General features: G+C 49.1%; 12 protein-coding genes. All 12 read left to right on the forward strand.

The window, feature by feature from the left end:
• Positions 1-117 precede the first annotated feature (117 nt).
• Entirely contained in the window at positions 118-1,479 is a 1,362-nt protein-coding gene (locus KJS65_RS24340) for a GntP family permease (RefSeq protein ID WP_213652433.1), read from the forward strand.
• A gap of 58 nt (positions 1,480-1,537) precedes the next feature.
• Positions 1,538-3,076, forward strand: a complete 1,539-nt coding sequence (gene gntK, locus KJS65_RS24345; RefSeq protein WP_213652434.1) for a gluconokinase — start codon at positions 1,538-1,540, stop codon at positions 3,074-3,076.
• 244 nt (positions 3,077-3,320) lie between these two features.
• Complete coding sequence (locus tag KJS65_RS24350; protein WP_213652435.1) at positions 3,321-4,136, forward strand: zinc ribbon domain-containing protein; 816 nt, start codon at positions 3,321-3,323, stop codon at positions 4,134-4,136.
• A 37-nt stretch (positions 4,137-4,173) separates the two neighbouring features.
• Positions 4,174-6,051, forward strand: coding sequence for a zinc ribbon domain-containing protein (locus KJS65_RS24355; RefSeq protein WP_213652436.1), 1,878 nt, complete (start codon positions 4,174-4,176; stop codon positions 6,049-6,051).
• 216 nt (positions 6,052-6,267) lie between these two features.
• Positions 6,268-7,620: a hemolysin family protein gene (locus tag KJS65_RS24360; RefSeq protein WP_213652437.1), complete on the forward strand. Its 1,353-nt coding sequence runs from the start codon at positions 6,268-6,270 to the stop codon at positions 7,618-7,620.
• Between the two features lie 195 nt (positions 7,621-7,815).
• Entirely contained in the window at positions 7,816-9,237 is a 1,422-nt protein-coding gene (locus KJS65_RS24365) for an extracellular solute-binding protein (protein ID WP_213652438.1), read from the forward strand.
• 261 nt (positions 9,238-9,498) lie between these two features.
• The gene (locus KJS65_RS24370) at positions 9,499-10,488 is read left to right on the forward strand and encodes a zinc-dependent alcohol dehydrogenase (RefSeq protein ID WP_213652439.1); all 990 of its coding nucleotides are present in this window, start codon (positions 9,499-9,501) and stop codon (positions 10,486-10,488) included.
• 23 nt (positions 10,489-10,511) lie between these two features.
• On the forward strand, positions 10,512-11,468 hold the full coding sequence (locus KJS65_RS24375; protein WP_213652440.1) for an ABC transporter permease: 957 nt from the start codon (positions 10,512-10,514) through the stop codon (positions 11,466-11,468).
• A gap of 18 nt (positions 11,469-11,486) precedes the next feature.
• Complete coding sequence (locus KJS65_RS24380) at positions 11,487-12,374, forward strand: carbohydrate ABC transporter permease (RefSeq protein WP_213652441.1); 888 nt, start codon at positions 11,487-11,489, stop codon at positions 12,372-12,374.
• A gap of 179 nt (positions 12,375-12,553) precedes the next feature.
• The gene (locus KJS65_RS24385; RefSeq protein ID WP_213652442.1) at positions 12,554-14,158 is read left to right on the forward strand and encodes an extracellular solute-binding protein; all 1,605 of its coding nucleotides are present in this window, start codon (positions 12,554-12,556) and stop codon (positions 14,156-14,158) included.
• Between the two features lie 129 nt (positions 14,159-14,287).
• Entirely contained in the window at positions 14,288-16,312 is a 2,025-nt protein-coding gene (locus KJS65_RS24390; protein ID WP_213652443.1) for a hypothetical protein, read from the forward strand.
• A 12-nt stretch (positions 16,313-16,324) separates the two neighbouring features.
• A complete protein-coding gene (locus KJS65_RS24395; RefSeq protein WP_213652444.1) occupies positions 16,325-16,465 on the forward strand; it encodes a hypothetical protein in 141 nt (46 codons plus the stop codon).
• Positions 16,466-16,497: the final 32 nt, after the last annotated feature.

Below are 16,497 nucleotides of genomic sequence, written 5' to 3' on the forward strand. Positions count from 1 at the left end.
TTCAAGGGAACATGCAGCTTGAAGTTGTCGACAAGTATACCACGAAAAATCAAATGCTGGATAAATGGGTATGATATTCATAATTAAACCAGACAAAGAATAAGGGAGGAAATTTAGATGTCCAGTATATTCGGCATGAGCCACAATTGGACGCTTCTCATTTGGACTCTGATAGCAATTGTATTTCTGATTGTATTTATCGCTAAATTCAAATGGAATCCGTTTGTTACACTGCTGTTGTCAGCTTTGATTCTCGGTTTTTTGACTGGCATGAAACCGCTTGATATTGTTGACTCGGTGACCAAAGGCCTGGGTGGAACGCTGGGCACCATTGCCATCGTTATTGCTCTCGGTACGATGCTCGGCAAAATGATGGCCGAATCCGGTGGCGCGGAGCAAATCGCTACAACCCTCGTGGACCGCTTCGGCGAAAAACGGGTTCACTGGGCTATGATGATCGTCGGTTTTATCGTCGGCATTCCCGTATTTTTTGAAGTGGGCGTTATTTTGTTGATTCCTATTATTTTTACCGTGGCGCGCAAAACAAAGATGTCTCTTCTCCAGATCGGCATTCCGATTTTGGCTGGCTTGTCTACCGTGCACGGCTTGGTTCCCCCGCATCCGGCGCCAATGATCGCGATTGATGCTTATAAGGCAGATTTGGGTAAAACAATCCTATATTCCCTGATTGTGGGACTACCTGCTGCCATCGTGGCGGGACCATTGTTCGGCAAATGGATCGGCAAACGGATTCAGGTCGAACCGCCTGCACAGCTAGCCGACCAGTTCTCGGCAACCAGTACACGCAAGCTGCCGGGCTTCGGGATTACGTTGTTTACGATTTTGCTTCCGGTTATCCTGATGTTAATCGGTTCGATCGCCAAAATCATTGATCCCGAGGGTGTTCGAGGGATCACGGTTTTCTCCGAATTTATCGGACATGAGGTTATTGCACTACTGATTGCCGTCGTTTTCTCCTTTTTCTCGCTTGGTTTTTCACGCGGATTTACAAAGGATCAAGTCTCCAAGTTTACGAGTGAATGTCTTGCTCCGACAGCAACGATCATTTTGATCATCGGTGGCGGCGGAGCATTCAAGCAGGTGCTCATTAATAGCGGTGTAGGTGATGCCATAGCACAGATTGCAACCTCCGCGCATGTAAATATTATTTTGTTCGCATGGTTTGTGGCTGCGCTCATCCGTGTCGCAACCGGCTCTGCTACAGTCGCTATGACAACGGCAGCAGGCATTGTAGCTCCGGTACTCGCGCTGAATCCCGGCGCAAATGTTGAATTGGTCGTTCTGGCAACAGGCGCAGGTTCCATTGTTCTGTCGCATGTCAATGACGCCGGTTTCTGGATGGTAAAGGAGTTTTTCAATATGTCCGTTCCGCAGACGCTGAAATCATGGACTGTCATGGAAACGCTGCTGTCGGTTGTGGGACTTGCTATCATCATGGCAATCAGCCTGTTTGTATAGCCAGATAGGGATACTGTGGGATCCTAAAGTTTTAGTAATGAAGAAAGAAGGTTGAAACATGAGCAGTAAAATGATGATCGGCATCGATATCGGAACGACAAGTACAAAAGCCGTTTTGTTCGAAGAGAATGGAAAGGTCGTGGCCAAGGGCAGTGAAGGATATCCCCTTCATACCCCCACTTCGTCGATTGCCGAACAGGATCCAGATCAGATCTTTACCGCAGTCATACATTCGGTAAAGCAGGCCATGGAGAAAAGCGGGACAAGCCCTGAACAGATCATGTTCGTTTCCTTTAGTTCGGCGATGCACAGCGTCATTCCGGTCGATCCGGATGGTAAGCCGCTGATGAACTGCATTACCTGGGCAGACAACCGCAGCGCCGAGTGGTCGGAGAAGTTGAAGAAGGATCTGAACGGGCATGAGATCTATCTGCGAACAGGAACGCCGATTCATCCGATGTCACCTTTGACAAAACTGTTGTGGCTGCGTCATGAGAAACCGGAAATCTTCGGCAAGGCGGGCAAGTTCATTTCCATCAAGGAGTACGTTTTCGCGAAGCTGTTTAATCAGTACATTATCGATTATTCGATTGCATCCTCAACCGGTATGTTTAATCTGGAGCAGCTGAGATGGGATGAGGAAGCGCTAAAGGTTGCCGGCATCGGGCCAGATAAGCTATCTGAACCGGTTCCTACCACGCATTCGGTAACAGGACTGAACCCTGTATTTGCTGAAGAGATGGGGCTTCTGGCCTCTACTCCTTTTGTTGTCGGAGCCAGTGACGGGGTGCTGTCCAATCTGGGTGTGAATGCTATTGAACCGGGTGTGGTCGCTGCAACCATCGGGACCAGCGGTGCAATTCGCACCGTAGTAGACCGCCCCGTGACGGATCCCAAAGGACGCATCTTCTGCTATGCCTTGACGGACAAGATGTGGGTGATCGGCGGACCGGTCAATAACGGAGGCATGTTATTCCAGTGGGTACGAGATGAGTTTGCTGCATCTGAAGTGGAGACGGCGAAGCGTCTTGGCCTGGATTCCTATGACCTGTTGACCCGGATCGCAGAGCAGGTGAGCCCGGGCTCCGATGGACTGCTCTTCCATCCCTATCTGACCGGGGAACGGGCTCCACTGTGGAATCCGGATGCACGCGGTTCCTTCTTCGGCCTCACGATGCATCACCGCAAGGAGCATATGATCCGCTCCGTTCTGGAAGGCGTCATTTTTAATATGTATACGGTTCTTCTGGCGATGGAAGAAATCATAGGCCGTCCTACCAAGATTCATGCAACAGGCGGTTTCTCGCGCTCTCCGCTGTGGCGTCAGATGATGGCCGATATTTTCGATCAGGAAGTGATCGTGCCGGAAAGCTATGAAAGCTCCTGTCTGGGAGCGGTGGTCCTTGGGCTGTACGCCCTTGGCAAGACAGATTCATTGCAAATCGTGTCCGGCATGGTTGGATCTACTCACCAGCATAAGCCAGTAAAGGCAAATGCACGTATTTACCATCAGCTGCTGCCGATCTTTATTCGAATATCGCGCAAGCTGGAAGAGGAATACAAAGCGATTGCTGATTTTCAGCGACAGATTTTCTAAAAACATATCATGACTCACATCAAGCCTGCATGACGATCGAAATCGTCATGCAGGCTTTTTCGCATACCCCACAAATTAATGGAGCATTAGAAAAAAATGGTTGCCAAAACAAAAAACTTGAAAGATAATTAATCACACAAAATATAGGCCTTGAGATGTAGAACCAAAGGTTCTGTAATGGGGCTGGAACAAGCTTTATATAGTACATAAGATGTAGAAATTAATTCAGACAGGAGAGTATGTAATGAAAAAGATTTGCCCGAAATGCCATCATGCCAATGACTACGGGAATTTTTGCGAGGAATGCGGGACGAGGCTGCTCGACGGCGAAGCATCCGCCCGGACAGAGTCTGCCCCGGCATCAGAAGGACCGGTATATCCCGTGTATGGAGGCCATGCTCCCGGATCTGCCGGGCAGCCGTCTACCGGACAAGCTTACCTGCAGAATGCGAAGCATGTATCGAAGCTGTATTTCAGCTATTTCGCTGATGTGATGAAGAAGCCGTTTGCCTATGCGCAAAATACGGGCCGCGAACAGTTTGTTAATGGATTAATTACGATTATGATCTTCTCGCTGATCATTCCGCTGATGATTTACCTGGGATTTCATGACTATGCCGAATTTATCGGAAGAGGCGCTTTTCTGACAATCGTTCTTAAGCCATTTGTCGGATATGTGGTGTTTATGATGCTTCTTGTAACCTATACCTTTCTGGCCGTGAAATTTTCCAAGGTGAACGCCAGCTATCAGGATGTAGCCGGAAGATTCGGAGCATTGCTGGTGCCGTTCACATGCAGCTTTTTGCTTTCTTTCGTACTGACACTGCTCGATGCCAAAATTTTTGTCTATTTTCTGTTGATCGGTTTTATCGGGTCTCTATTCACGGTACCTGCACTTGTAATCAGCAGCTATACTAAGGAGAATCGCACCGGACTTGATACGGTATACGGTACGATTTTAACCTATGTGCTAACATTCCTTACGCTGTACATCATGGGGAAATTGCTGCTCAGCTCGATTGATTATCTGATGAACAGCAGCCTATCGCCGTTCTTCTAAGCAGCATACCCAATATACAAGCGGAGGTTGAAGCAGCATGGCTTTTTGTAAACAATGCGGATCGCAGCTGCCGGAGCAAAGTAAATTTTGCCGGGAGTGCGGAAGCCGGATCGGACAGATGGAGCCGGTAGCCCGTTCTGCGGACCTGTCCACGCCTGGCACTGCCGCCACACCTGTGCGGATGTCGCCTAAAGCGAAAATATGGCTTATGTCCGTGATCGCTCTCATCATTCTGTGCACGGCAGCATACAAGACGGGAGAGCATTTTACAAGTAAAGAGCGCTTGATCAGCAAGCTGGAAACGGCACTGAACCACAAAGATATGAAGAAAACCGCAGCCCTGCTTGTTTCGGGAGATCAGCGGCTGATCATTAATGAAAATACACTCGCGGCATTCAAGAGTTACCTGGACAGCGAGCCGGACGAGCAGAAAAGACTGATTCAGGATTTGAACGAACAGGCCAAGGAGCTTGACCGCAGCAAGGACAGCGGTTCGGATTCCGCTACGTATAAAGGGTTGATTCACCTCGAGAAGAAAGGGAAGAAGCTGCTGGTTTATAATCATTACCGCCTGGTGGTTGAACCGGTATATGTCACGCTGGAAACCAATTATAAGGATACGGCATTGTATGTTGGTGAACAGCAGGTTGGCGCAGCCGACAAGCCGGATTATGAGCATAAATATGGCCCTTATCTGCCGGGGAAATATACGCTTACCGCAAAGTTGAAAACGGACTTGGTGGATCTCGTGCGTTCCGAGGATATGAATCTGCTGGATCAGAACGCGGGGTACACGTCCTCACTTCATCTTGATGGAGAAGATGTGACCGTCGACATGGGACTTGGAGAGATTCAGGATCTGACAGGTACCGTTGTGATTAATGGCAAAGACACCGCCATCAATCCTTATAAGCAGCCTACATTTGGACCGGTTACAACAGACGGCACGATGAAAATGTCCATTCAGTCCACATTTCCATGGGGCACCGTGACAACGGCGGAGGTGCCAATCAGCAGTGATTACATCGAAGTGAATCCGGTCTCGGACAAGGCATTCGAGGAGAGCATCATGGATCAGGTGGCAAAAAATAATCAACAGCAGCTTGTTGCATATACCTCCGGTGATGTGAAAAAGATGGAGGCAGCCACAGATACTCTCAAAGAAAGCGTGCGGCAGCGTATTGTCCAGGACCGTGAATACCGGAACTATTACCAGGGCAGATATATGGGCTCAACTTTTGACCTGGATTCGATGCGGTTATATCAGGACAACGGAAACTGGGAGTGCTCGCTTAACGCCAATATCCGGATGATGGAGGATCATTTCTACGATGGGGACACGCCTTCGCTGGAAGAAAACTCACGTGCAGTGAAAGTAGTACTGGTGTTTGACGCCCAGAAGAAGGGCTGGTATGTGGATTCCATCCGAGATACATACGGCTTTGGAAGCGGACGAACCAAGGATACGGTATCCAAGGATCCGGGCGTATATATGTCTTCCTGGGCACCGAAGTCGGCAGCGGCAGCAGCCTCGGCCAGCGCGCAGGGACTCGATTATAGCGGCACGCTCTGGTTTATGAATGAGTATCTGTCTACATCGGTTGAAGCGATGAACAACCGCCTCTTTGACCAGGTGGCTAATCTGATTGACCCGGCGGGGCCGGCTTACAAGGAATCGGAGAATTACATCGCACATCTCGAAGCGAAAGGCATTACGGAGTATCTGAACAGCTTCGAGCTGCTGGGTTTGAGTAAAAATAGCGACGGCAGTTTCAAGGCTGTAACTTCGGAGAATTATACCATCAGCTATCAGGATGGGTCTGTCAAGAACAAGAGCTTTGTATCGGAGTACAAGCTGGTCACGATTGACGGCATGCTGAAGGTGCATCAGCTGGTCAGCACCAAAGAACAGTAAGAGGATGGTCATGAAGGGGCGCTGCGCTTAAGCAGCGTTCCTTTTTGCATTTGCGGTAACGATGCTGCCAGATCTAAAAATATAAAGTGAAGCGGAAGGAAAAGCAGCCTCCTGAAAATTGGGTAATAACTGAAATAGAATATGGCTTCTGACTTTCAGACCAGATCAAGGGAGGTGCTCCCAGTTCCTGTTACAGCAGCGGGAGCGGGATAACATGTGGAAACTGTGAAAATCATAATGGTTGTTTTACTTATTCTGTTGACTGCTTTTTTTGTCGCTTCCGAATATTCGGTCATCCGGGTCCGGCTGTCGAGAATGAACCAGTTGGCTGCGGAAGGCAACAAAAATGCCAAGGCCGTCAAACATATTATTTCCAAGCTGGATGAATTTCTGTCTGCGTGCCAGCTCGGCACGACACTGACATCCATGGCTCTTGGATGGCTGGGCGAGTCCACGGTCGAGCGGCTGCTTCATCCGCTGTTTGAGCTTTTGCATATCCCGGGCCCTGTCGAAAGTATTATATCGTTTATTATTGCATTTTTGATTTTAACGTATTTCGAAGTGGTTGTCGGAGAACTGGTACCCAAGACGATCGCAATCCAGATGGCCGAACCGATGGCTCTATTTTTTGCCCGTCCGATTATTATCTTCTATAAAATCACGTACCCTTTCAACTGGGTGCTCAGCCGATCCTCGCGTCTAATTACAGGTATTTTTGGCGTTAAAATGTTGTCGGAGGAGGATGCGGCACTAAGCGAGGCAGAGCTGCGCTTTGCCCTTTCCGAAGGTTATCGGAGCGGAGAGATTACACCAACGGAATACCGATATCTGAACAATGTATTTGATTTTGATGAGCGGGATGCACGGGAGATTATGGTGCCAAGAACGTCGATCCATTATGTTTCCCATGATGCCAAGGTAAGTGATGTGATGGCGGTGATTGAAGGGAAAACATTCAGCTATCTTCCAGTCATGATGAACGGGGACAAGGATCAGGTGGCAGGTATTCTGCATATGAAGGAGCTGCTGCATGAGGTGATACGCCAAAACTGCAGCATGGAGGAGAAGATAACCTCCTTCATTAAACCAGTCCTGCAATTGATTGAAACGATACAGGCACGCGATCTGCTGACCCAGATGCAGAAGAAAGGCATTCATATGGCCGTGCTTCTGGATGAGTATGGTGGGACATCCGGATTGGTGACCATGGAGGATATACTGGAGGAAATTGTCGGAGACATCCCGTCCGCGTCTTCACCGGATGCCGTGTCCGATGCTGCGGCAGAACGGATTACCACAACAGGAGAAGACCGTTATCTGCTTGAGCCGCAAGTGCTGATTCATGATATTAACCGGAAGCTGAAGACGCATATACCGGCTGGAGATGAGGTATATACGATCGGAGGATGGATGCTCTCAGAGAAATATGATCTGCAAAAAGGAGATCGGCTTCAGTCCGATGACTGGATCTTCACCGTTCTTCATATGGAAGGGCCCCGCATTATCCAGATTGAAGCGGAGAAGATTGAAGTTGAGGAGCAGGAAGCACCAGCAGAGATACATGAATGATTGTATATTCGGTAGATGAGGCTGCCAGAAAGATGGTGATGCGGGATGCGATACCTGTGTCGCCATTTTTCTTTTTTAGCTGCCTCGTGTAATTGGAAGAAACCATGAGAAGGTCCTCTACAAAAGTTGACAATTGATGTAAATCATTTAAAATAAAACTGATGTCCATTTAATATATAAGTAGGAGAAATATACATGAGTTATAAATCAGATCGACCCACGTTTCATGAACGGCTTGACCATTTCGTGAGCGTGATACGTACAGATATTTTAAACGGAATTAGACAGGAAGGAACCTATCTTCCCTCGGAAAGTGCGCTCGCCAGGCAGTATCAGCTCAGCAATAAATCGATTCGTAAAGGGCTGGATCAGCTGGTGGAGGAGGGGCTGATTGTCAAGATCGATCGGGTCGGCAGTATGGTTACTCCGCATTCCAGGGAATCTGTCACCATTAATTATGGTTGTCCTCTTTCCCTGACCAGTGACTTTATGATTGACGATTTGATTGCAGAATTCAGCCGGCGGAATCCGGGCATTCATGTAAGAAGGATTACCCTGAACCCTTTGGGCTATGTGCGGTCCGCGGAAGAAATGATGCAGAACGGACTGCTGGATGTGGTAGCCTTTAACAGCTCGCAGTTTCAGGAATGGAATGAGCTTGGACTTACACCGCTGCTAGAGGAGCTTGGATCTGATAAGGCTATTTATCCGATCACGGAATCAGCATTTCGCATTGAAGATAAAGTATATGCGCGGCCAGTATCGTTTTCACCCGTGGTGCTCTGCTATAACAAGCAGCATTTCCGGGATGCCGATATTCCTGAACCGGACAGCTACTGGAGCTGGGATGATCTTATTGATGCAACCTCGCAACTGGCGAAAAGCCGCGGCCGGCACGGCATTTACTTCTTGCCGGCTTCAGAGAACCGTTATTCCATATTTCTGCTGCAGGGGGGAAAGGGAAGGAAGGAGCTGCCGGACGGAAGCAGCAGACTCAATATGCTGGAAGGCTTGGATAAGCTCAACGAGCTCATCAACAACCGTCTGATTTTCCCCAACTATTGGGCGCAGGGAAATGATGAGACGATCCGTCTTTTTGCGGAGGGGCAGGTGTCGACCATTCTGGCGACCTATTTTAACCTGAACGAATTCGCGCATATGAATCTGGAGTACGATATTTGTCCGCTTCCGAGTCTGCATAGAGGGGACCCGCAAAAAACGCTGATGCTGTCGATTGGTACTGCGCTGGTTCATCATTCACCTTCCAAGGAAGCGGCCAGCCGATTTATGGAGTTCCTATCCTCCGCAGATGCGCAGATGATGATCCGGGATAAAACGATCAGTATCCCGGCCCGGAAGGAAGCGGCAGAAGCGACAGGAAATCAGGGGGGACTCAACCGTCCATCAAGGTATTCCATGTTCCGTGAGATGCTTCCGTCTTATGCTTATCACAAAGAAATTGGCCTGCAAATGCAGACACTGAGAATGTTCAGCAGGTTCTTAAAGGAATATTGGTCGGGAATGATTGATGTAAATGTACTGTATGAAAAGCTTGAAAATTTAGCCGTTCAGTCCGAAATAGGAGAACAGACAATGCCTGTTGTTAAACAATCGTAGAGATTCGTCTTCATCAGGCAGTATAAGCGGTTATGAATTCGGAAGCCCCAAGCCTCTAGGCGTGGGGTATTTCATTTTATATAATGTAACCGCTTGCAAGTCAAGAGTTTCCGACAATATTTTATTCCGGTTTATTTTCTGATTTAGTGTTGACACTCCAAAAAATGACTGTGTATAATCGGTACATCAGAAATACATCAAAATTGTTATTGGTTATAATTTTGTTCTGGTCATTAATCAGATATAAATCAGGAGGCGCCTATGAGAGCGATTAAAAGCCTGAACGGGGCAGCAGTTATTGCAGAGCTTTCCGAACCGGAGGTTAAACCCCAACATGTCAAAGTTCGAATTGATTATTCTTCTGTCAGCATTGGTACGGAACTGCTCATGATCCGGACGAATCCGGAAGCATTTCTCGGATACAGTGCAACCGGTATCGTATTGGAAGTCGGAGAAGGGGTTACCCATGTGAAGCCGGGACAACGGGTTGCATGCTATGGCACACCGGCGCACCGGGAAATTATGATATCACCCAAGCATCTTACCGCGCTTGTGCCGGATGGAGTATCTGCTGAGGAGGCAGCATTTTCGGGAATCGGGGCGATTTGTATACACGCGCTGAGGCAGGCCAACCTGCAATTTGGTGAAACGGTTGTGATTATCGGTGTTGGTATTCTCGGACAAATCATCGCCCGGATCGCTCACGCGTCTAATTATCGTGTCATTGCAATGGAGCCGTTGAAAGAACGGCGTGACATCCTTGCAGCAGCTGGAATTACGCAGGTATGCTCGAATGATGAGGAAATGAAGCAGGCGCTTGCACAAACGACAGGCGGCAAAGGAGCGGATTCGGTACTGGTTTGCGCAAGCACGCGCGGCGAGAGCTTGATCGATAATGCGATGCATTGGCTAAGAGATCGTGGAAGCGTTGTCATCGTTGGCGACACCGGCTGCGAATTTGACCGTGATCTATTCTTTAGCAAGGAAGCAAGCGTACATATTTCCCGTGCCGGCGGACCAGGGCGTTATGACAAGGACTATGAGCGGGCCGGTTTTGATTATCCAATCGGTTATGTCCGCTGGACAGAAGGCCGGAATATTGAGGACTTTTTACGAATGATTGATGAAAACCGTATCGATATCCAATCACTGATAACCGACCGGCTGGCGTTTAATGATCTGCCTGAGTTTTATATGCGTATCAGCAAGAATCCCCGGCCTACCATGGGTGTTACCGTGAGTATCGATTAAACCGGAAGAAAGGAGTGGCAGACATGAGTGACACCACTGCAGCTATGCCTGTCAAACCAGGTAAGCGATTGAAGCAGAGAACCGGCAGGAAGAGCTTCTGGCGTTACCGCTGGCTTTACCTTTTTATGGTTCCCGGCATTATCTACTATCTGATTTACCAGTATGTGCCCATGCTAGGACTGGTTGTCGCCTTTCAGGATTATAACCTCCTTAAAGGAGTAACTGGCAGCCCTTGGGTAGGATTGGACAATTTCCGGACGGTGTTTTCCTCTCCTGATTTTCCTATCCTGATGAAAAATACGCTTCTCCTCAGCGTTTACCGCATCATTTTCAACATGCTGCCGGACTTGCTTCTGGCATTGATGCTTAATGAAATACGGGTCCGATGGTTTAAAAAGTGGATTCAAACACTGACCTACGGACCGCATTTTCTATCCTGGATCATCGTTTACGGTTTGGTATATGCCTTTTTTGCACCTGGCTCGGGTCTGATCACGACATTCATGCGGGATATGGGTTGGACATCGGTTGATGTACTGACCAATTCCTCCGTATTCCGACCGATGCTGATTTTGACCGAAATCTGGAAAAGTACCGGTTATGGAGCCATTATTTATCTGGCGGCACTTGCGAATATCAACCAGGAGCTGTACGAAGCGTCCGCGATCGATGGCGCAGGCCGCTGGCGGCAATTATGGAACGTTACACTGCCAGGAGTGCGCGATGTGTTTGTGCTTTTGCTCATTCTTCGGCTGGGACATATTCTGGATGCCGGCTTCGAGCAGGTGTACATTTTCCTGAACGTCCGCGTATACGATGTCGGTGACATTCTGGATACTTGGATATTCCGCAGAGGCATTGAGCAAATGCAATTTAGTGTTCCGGCGGCAGTCGGGGTCTTTAAATCTATGATTGGTCTGGTACTGGTGCTCGGGGCGAACAAAATCGCCAAGAAACTGGGCGGCTCGGGGATCTGGTAGCCATGGAGGTGAACGAACATGCCTGTTTTATTCAAAAGATCATGGTCTGACCGTATTGTGGACGGCGGCATTTACTCCATACTCGCGCTGTTCGGTCTATTAACGCTATTTCCGCTCTACTATGTGGTGATTGTTTCTTTTACACCTTATACCGAGGTGCTTCGCAACGGTGGTTTTCTGCTGGTGCCGCATAAATTCACGTTGGATGCATTCAAGGTCATTTTTACGAGTGGTGTTGTGCCGAAGGCTCTCGGAGTTACTGTTCTGGTCACCGTGCTTGGTACCGCGCTCAATTTGTTGGTTACCACACTTCTAGCCTACTCGTTATCTAAAAAGTTTCTGCCGGGAAGGAATGTGGTGCTGATGGGGATTGTCTTTACGATGCTGTTCTCCGGCGGCCTGATTCCAACGTTTCTGACGGTAAAAATGACAGGGCTGATGAACACGATCTGGGCACTTATTATTCCAGGTCTGGTATCCACGTTTAATATGCTCATCATGAAAACCTATTTCGAAAGTCTTCCCCAGGAGGTGGAGGAAGCTGCGAAAGTGGATGGCTGCGGAGATCTGGCCACACTCGTTAAGATCGTCCTTCCGCTGTCCATGCCCATTATGGCAACGCTGGGTCTCTTCTACGGCGTAACACACTGGAACGCTTATTTCCCGGGAATTATGTACCTTAACGACCGCAGTCTGTATCCGCTTCAGGTGGTGCTGCGGAATATGATTATCACGCCAAGCGTCAGCCAGGAGCTGGCCGTACCGCAAACGCAGCTGAGTGCGCTCCCGCCTGAGTCGATCAAGATGGCCACCGTCGTAGTCGCTATTGTGCCGGTGATGATTGTGTACCCGTTCCTTCAAAAGTATTTTATCAAAGGGATGCTGATCGGCGCCGTCAAGGGTTGACCTCTATGCTGCTCAGAGGTTGTGGCTGCTTCAAACGGCCAGATTACATAGAGGGGGGTGCCGCTGGGCCTTGAGGGAAGGATGCTCTGGCCGGAACGTACAACAATCAGCAGCGAGTCAGTCTGAAACATGGCAATAACCGATTACTGTTGACTGTAAGAATAAGGGGAGGTAAATAAATGAAACGAACCGGATTTATTGTACTCATGGTCATGATGCTGATTTTATCCGCCTGCGGCGACAAGAAGGAAACGGCTGGTGGTGATGCGGGAAGCGACAAGGCTTCAAGCGGAGATGCTGGAAAAGATAAAGACAGCGGAAAAATGACTCTGAAATGGTTTATTGTCGCATCGGCTGACGCCCAGCTTCCAGCGAAAGATAAGGATTTTGTGAAGAAAGCCATTGATGAGAAGTTTAATGTGGATCTGACGGTCGACTATATGCCGTTTGGCGCCGATTTCCAAAACAAGCTCAACTCGCTTATTTCCTCCGGCGATACACCGGATGTGTTTTACTCTGATGGCGTTTCTTCCAACCAGTACATCAAGGACGGGGTAGCGCGCGAAATTAAAGACCTGGTGACTCCACAAACGATGCCTAACTACTTCAAGTACTGGATGACTGAGAAAGACTTGAATATGTACCAGGTGCAGGGTAAATTCGCCCGTGCTCCAATTCCATATGCCAAAGACATCTACCGTTCTTATTACATCCGCAAGGACTGGCTGGATAAGCTGGGCTTGAAGATGCCTACCAACTATGATGAAATGATCGCAGCCATGAAGGCTTTTACAGAGCAAGATCCGGACGGCAACGGTAAAAAGGATACCTATGGCTTCACCACGTATGGCGGCGGCACTAACATGTCGATGGATTTCCCTGAATTCGTGAAAAACGGGCTCATCGGCGACTTCATCGTAGAAGGCGACAAATTTATCGATACACGTACCGATCCGCGCGTTGAGCAGGTATTGGATGACGTAAAAAAAGTAATGGCTATGGGTGTTGTCGATCCTGACTGGCTGCTCGCGAAAAATGGACAGCAGCTTGAGAAAGCAGAGCAGGGTAAAGCAGGTATCATTCTCGGCATGGGCAAAAATCTGGCATTCGATAACAATCCGGAAGGTCTGCAGCTGAAAACGAAACAAATTACAGGTAATGACAAGGCGGATTGGCAGCCATTCCATCCGTTCGCGGAAACCGGAACCTGGATTGAGACTGTTCCAGGCAACCCGTTCCTGCTCAGCTCGCAATCTTCAGATGATAAGATCAAAAAATCCGTTGAGATCCTCGACTGGCTGGCTGGTGAAGAGGGCTACTTGCTGACGCACTACGGACAGGACGGTACAGACTATACTCGTGATGGCAGCAAGATCAAAATCAATCAAGAGGCGTTCAAGAAGGATGTTACGGACAACGGCAACTTCCTGTCCGTATACCAGTGGTTTACGCCTGTTCCTGATCCGAAACCATTGGAACTGGAAATTGAAGATCCAAGCATCACCGACCGCGACAAGGAGATTGTCAAAACGATCGAAGGATACAAAATCGTTCCTTCTATCGGCACAAGCGTGGTCGTGAAGGAAGGCATGGACTTGGCGGCACTCCGCAAACGAATGAACGAATTGATGGTGTCTGTCCTGTTCGATGATAAGGACGCTTCCAAGTGGCCTGCACACCGCAAGGAGCTCATGACCAAGTATGGCGGTAACGAAATCTTTGCTTACTATGCAGAACAAGTGTCCAATGCTTCCGGCAAAACCGTTACATTTACCGGAGAATAATCGATAGGATCTGGGGACAACACAGTTTAATTTATATAGAAAAAAGTGAACAGACGGGCCGGCTTATTATTTAAGTCCGGCCCCATCTGTACTAAAAAGGCAATATAGGCTTCATAGGGAGGGACATTCATGATGTACACCGTGCCAGACATAGAATCTTTGATGTTGATTCCAGCTGAGCAGCGGAAGCAGGGGGCTGCGGTATGGGTCGGAGGCTACTATAAAGAAGGAGATCCCGGAGCCAAAATGATGCGCTGGGATGGCCAAAGCACCGCCGCTGATAATGGCGGCACGGTGCATGCACCGGCAGATGGCGGAATAGGTCGCTGGATCATGGTACATAACGGCGTCGGTGATTACAGGTACTTCGGAATTTTTGATGCGGACCGCCCTGCGGATGAGGCATTGGAGGCTTGGATTGCAGATCCATCCGTGTATCGGGTTGAGGCGAGCTCGGATCTGAGGTTTAACAAGCGGCACCGATTACATCGGAGCCACATTGAGCTGGATTTTAACGGTTTTTCCGTCTACACCGACGGTATAGAAGAGGGACCGCCGAATGATCCGTTTGCGGCTGTATTCCAGTTCCGCGGCAGGCCGTCAGGCGAGGAGCAGATTGTAATATTGACAGAGGACGCTGCGGAGATGTCCGAGGTTTACGAAGTTGAGGACTCTTCGGTCTTTGCCATCGGGGAGTGGTGGACGGCTCAGGTGAGCAAGGCTGAAGGCGGGGGCAGCACCGAGCGTGAGCTCGACAAGCTGATTAGGGTCACGGAAATCATGGACGCGAAGCATGTGCGTTTTAACTATAAAAACGGCTGGTTGATCCGGAAGGGGCGCAGCATCACTTATCGGAAGATAGCTCCTGTTGTGAGAGCCCATGTGAAGAACATGGTGTTCCACGGAGCGGGTGTGACCGACATGACCGGCTCGCATCCACTGGTATATGAATATGCCGTGGAATGCAACGTTTCAGCAATTGAAGCATTCCGCACCTTTTGGCCGGTTATTATGCGCAGACATTGTACGCATTTTGTAACTGAAAGATGCCGATTGACCAATCCGACCGAGGTGGTCATTGGCGGCACCGGCTATATGACGCAGCAAATTTATTGTCTCTATGGTCATGTCCGTGACTGCCATACCAGCAATGCCCGCCATTTGAATGACTTTACAGGTTCTGCGTATTGTCAGGTGGAGAACTGCCACGGTGACGGCGATGAGCACGGCACCTTCGTCACGCATGGTCAGTACGATCATGACCTGGTTTTCACCGGAAATTCGGGCCTGCTGTCTTTTGGAAACAGTGGGCCGATCTGGGGAGAAAGCGCGAAACGGATCACGGTCAAAAAGCATGTTGGCAGCCGATTTATCTCTTTTCGTAAAGTAACCGACATCACGCTGGAGGATGTACATATCTTTGAACAGAAAGGCATTCCTGATTCCGGCTCAATCTGGGTCAATACGGACGGCGTGCAGATGAAGAACTGTACAGCGGAAAACACGCTGGCATTCTTTCAGGCTGCGAGTCGTTCGGGTCGTCCCAATGTGGTGGAAAACTGTACATTCAAGCTGGTGAAGGGCCAAAGTCTGAACCGGGAGCCGGTGCTGCAGGATATTTTTTTCCACAACTGCGATTTTCATGGGCTGGACGATCTCCGCTGGAGTGCGGCGGGGGGATTATACTTCCGTGACTGCCGTTTATACGGTGCACAGGATGCGGAGCCCATTCGAATGGAAGGCAGCGTGTTCAGCTTCCAGGGAGGAAGGATGGAAAACACCGGTATTTCGCTTTGCGGAGCTCTGAATCAGAGGGTCGAATTACGCTCCGGGGCACGTTTCAGGGGAACCAACCGCGTAAAATGCTTTTTTACAACCGAAAAGGAAAGCGGCCATGTGGAATGGAGGCTGTCCGATATCGTCAGTCAGGCGGCGGATGCGGAGACCTCGCACTTCAGGTTAACAACCGGTCATGGTGAGTACACGTCTAGCGGTTCTACCTTTGAAGGAGGATGCTTCATTGTGACGGAGGATTATTTCAGGGATGGATACATGCTTCATCATGGCAATGTCGAGAGGGCGGTTAACCGCAGCGGTCTGCCGGCAGAGAACGATTCGGTGAAGCATCGGCTGGGCAATTTGTTTCTACGTTAGAAGGTGGTTGGCATGATAAAAGCAGCAGTGTTCGGCTGCGGTGGTATGGGCGCGATCCATGCGGAGCGGTATGCATCCGGTACAGGGGAAAATTCATGTGATCTGCGGGAAGCCAATCGCACTTCTGTGTCAGAAGCTGAGGAGAATCTCTGACGTGTACGGATAGCCATTGATATTTGATCTTT

It is taken from the genome of Paenibacillus sp. J23TS9, assembly GCF_018403225.1.
Lineage (GTDB): Bacteria > Bacillota > Bacilli > Paenibacillales > Paenibacillaceae > Paenibacillus_AQ.

Excerpts from the sequence above, each read along its gene's own strand:
- KJS65_RS24340 (WP_213652433.1), top strand. The coding sequence starts at position 118 with ATGTCCAGTATATTCGGCATGAGCCACAATTGGACGCTTCTCATTTGG.
- gntK (WP_213652434.1), top strand. The coding sequence starts at position 1,538 with ATGAGCAGTAAAATGATGATCGGCATCGATATCGGAACGACAAGTACA.
- KJS65_RS24350 (WP_213652435.1), top strand. The coding sequence starts at position 3,321 with ATGAAAAAGATTTGCCCGAAATGCCATCATGCCAATGACTACGGGAAT.
- KJS65_RS24355 (WP_213652436.1), top strand. The coding sequence starts at position 4,174 with ATGGCTTTTTGTAAACAATGCGGATCGCAGCTGCCGGAGCAAAGTAAA.
- KJS65_RS24365 (WP_213652438.1), top strand. The coding sequence starts at position 7,816 with ATGAGTTATAAATCAGATCGACCCACGTTTCATGAACGGCTTGACCAT.
- KJS65_RS24370 (WP_213652439.1), top strand. The coding sequence starts at position 9,499 with ATGAGAGCGATTAAAAGCCTGAACGGGGCAGCAGTTATTGCAGAGCTT.
- KJS65_RS24375 (WP_213652440.1), top strand. The coding sequence starts at position 10,512 with ATGAGTGACACCACTGCAGCTATGCCTGTCAAACCAGGTAAGCGATTG.
- KJS65_RS24380 (WP_213652441.1), top strand. The coding sequence starts at position 11,487 with ATGCCTGTTTTATTCAAAAGATCATGGTCTGACCGTATTGTGGACGGC.
- KJS65_RS24385 (WP_213652442.1), top strand. The coding sequence starts at position 12,554 with ATGAAACGAACCGGATTTATTGTACTCATGGTCATGATGCTGATTTTA.
- KJS65_RS24390 (WP_213652443.1), top strand. The coding sequence starts at position 14,288 with ATGATGTACACCGTGCCAGACATAGAATCTTTGATGTTGATTCCAGCT.
- KJS65_RS24395 (WP_213652444.1), top strand. The coding sequence starts at position 16,325 with ATGATAAAAGCAGCAGTGTTCGGCTGCGGTGGTATGGGCGCGATCCAT.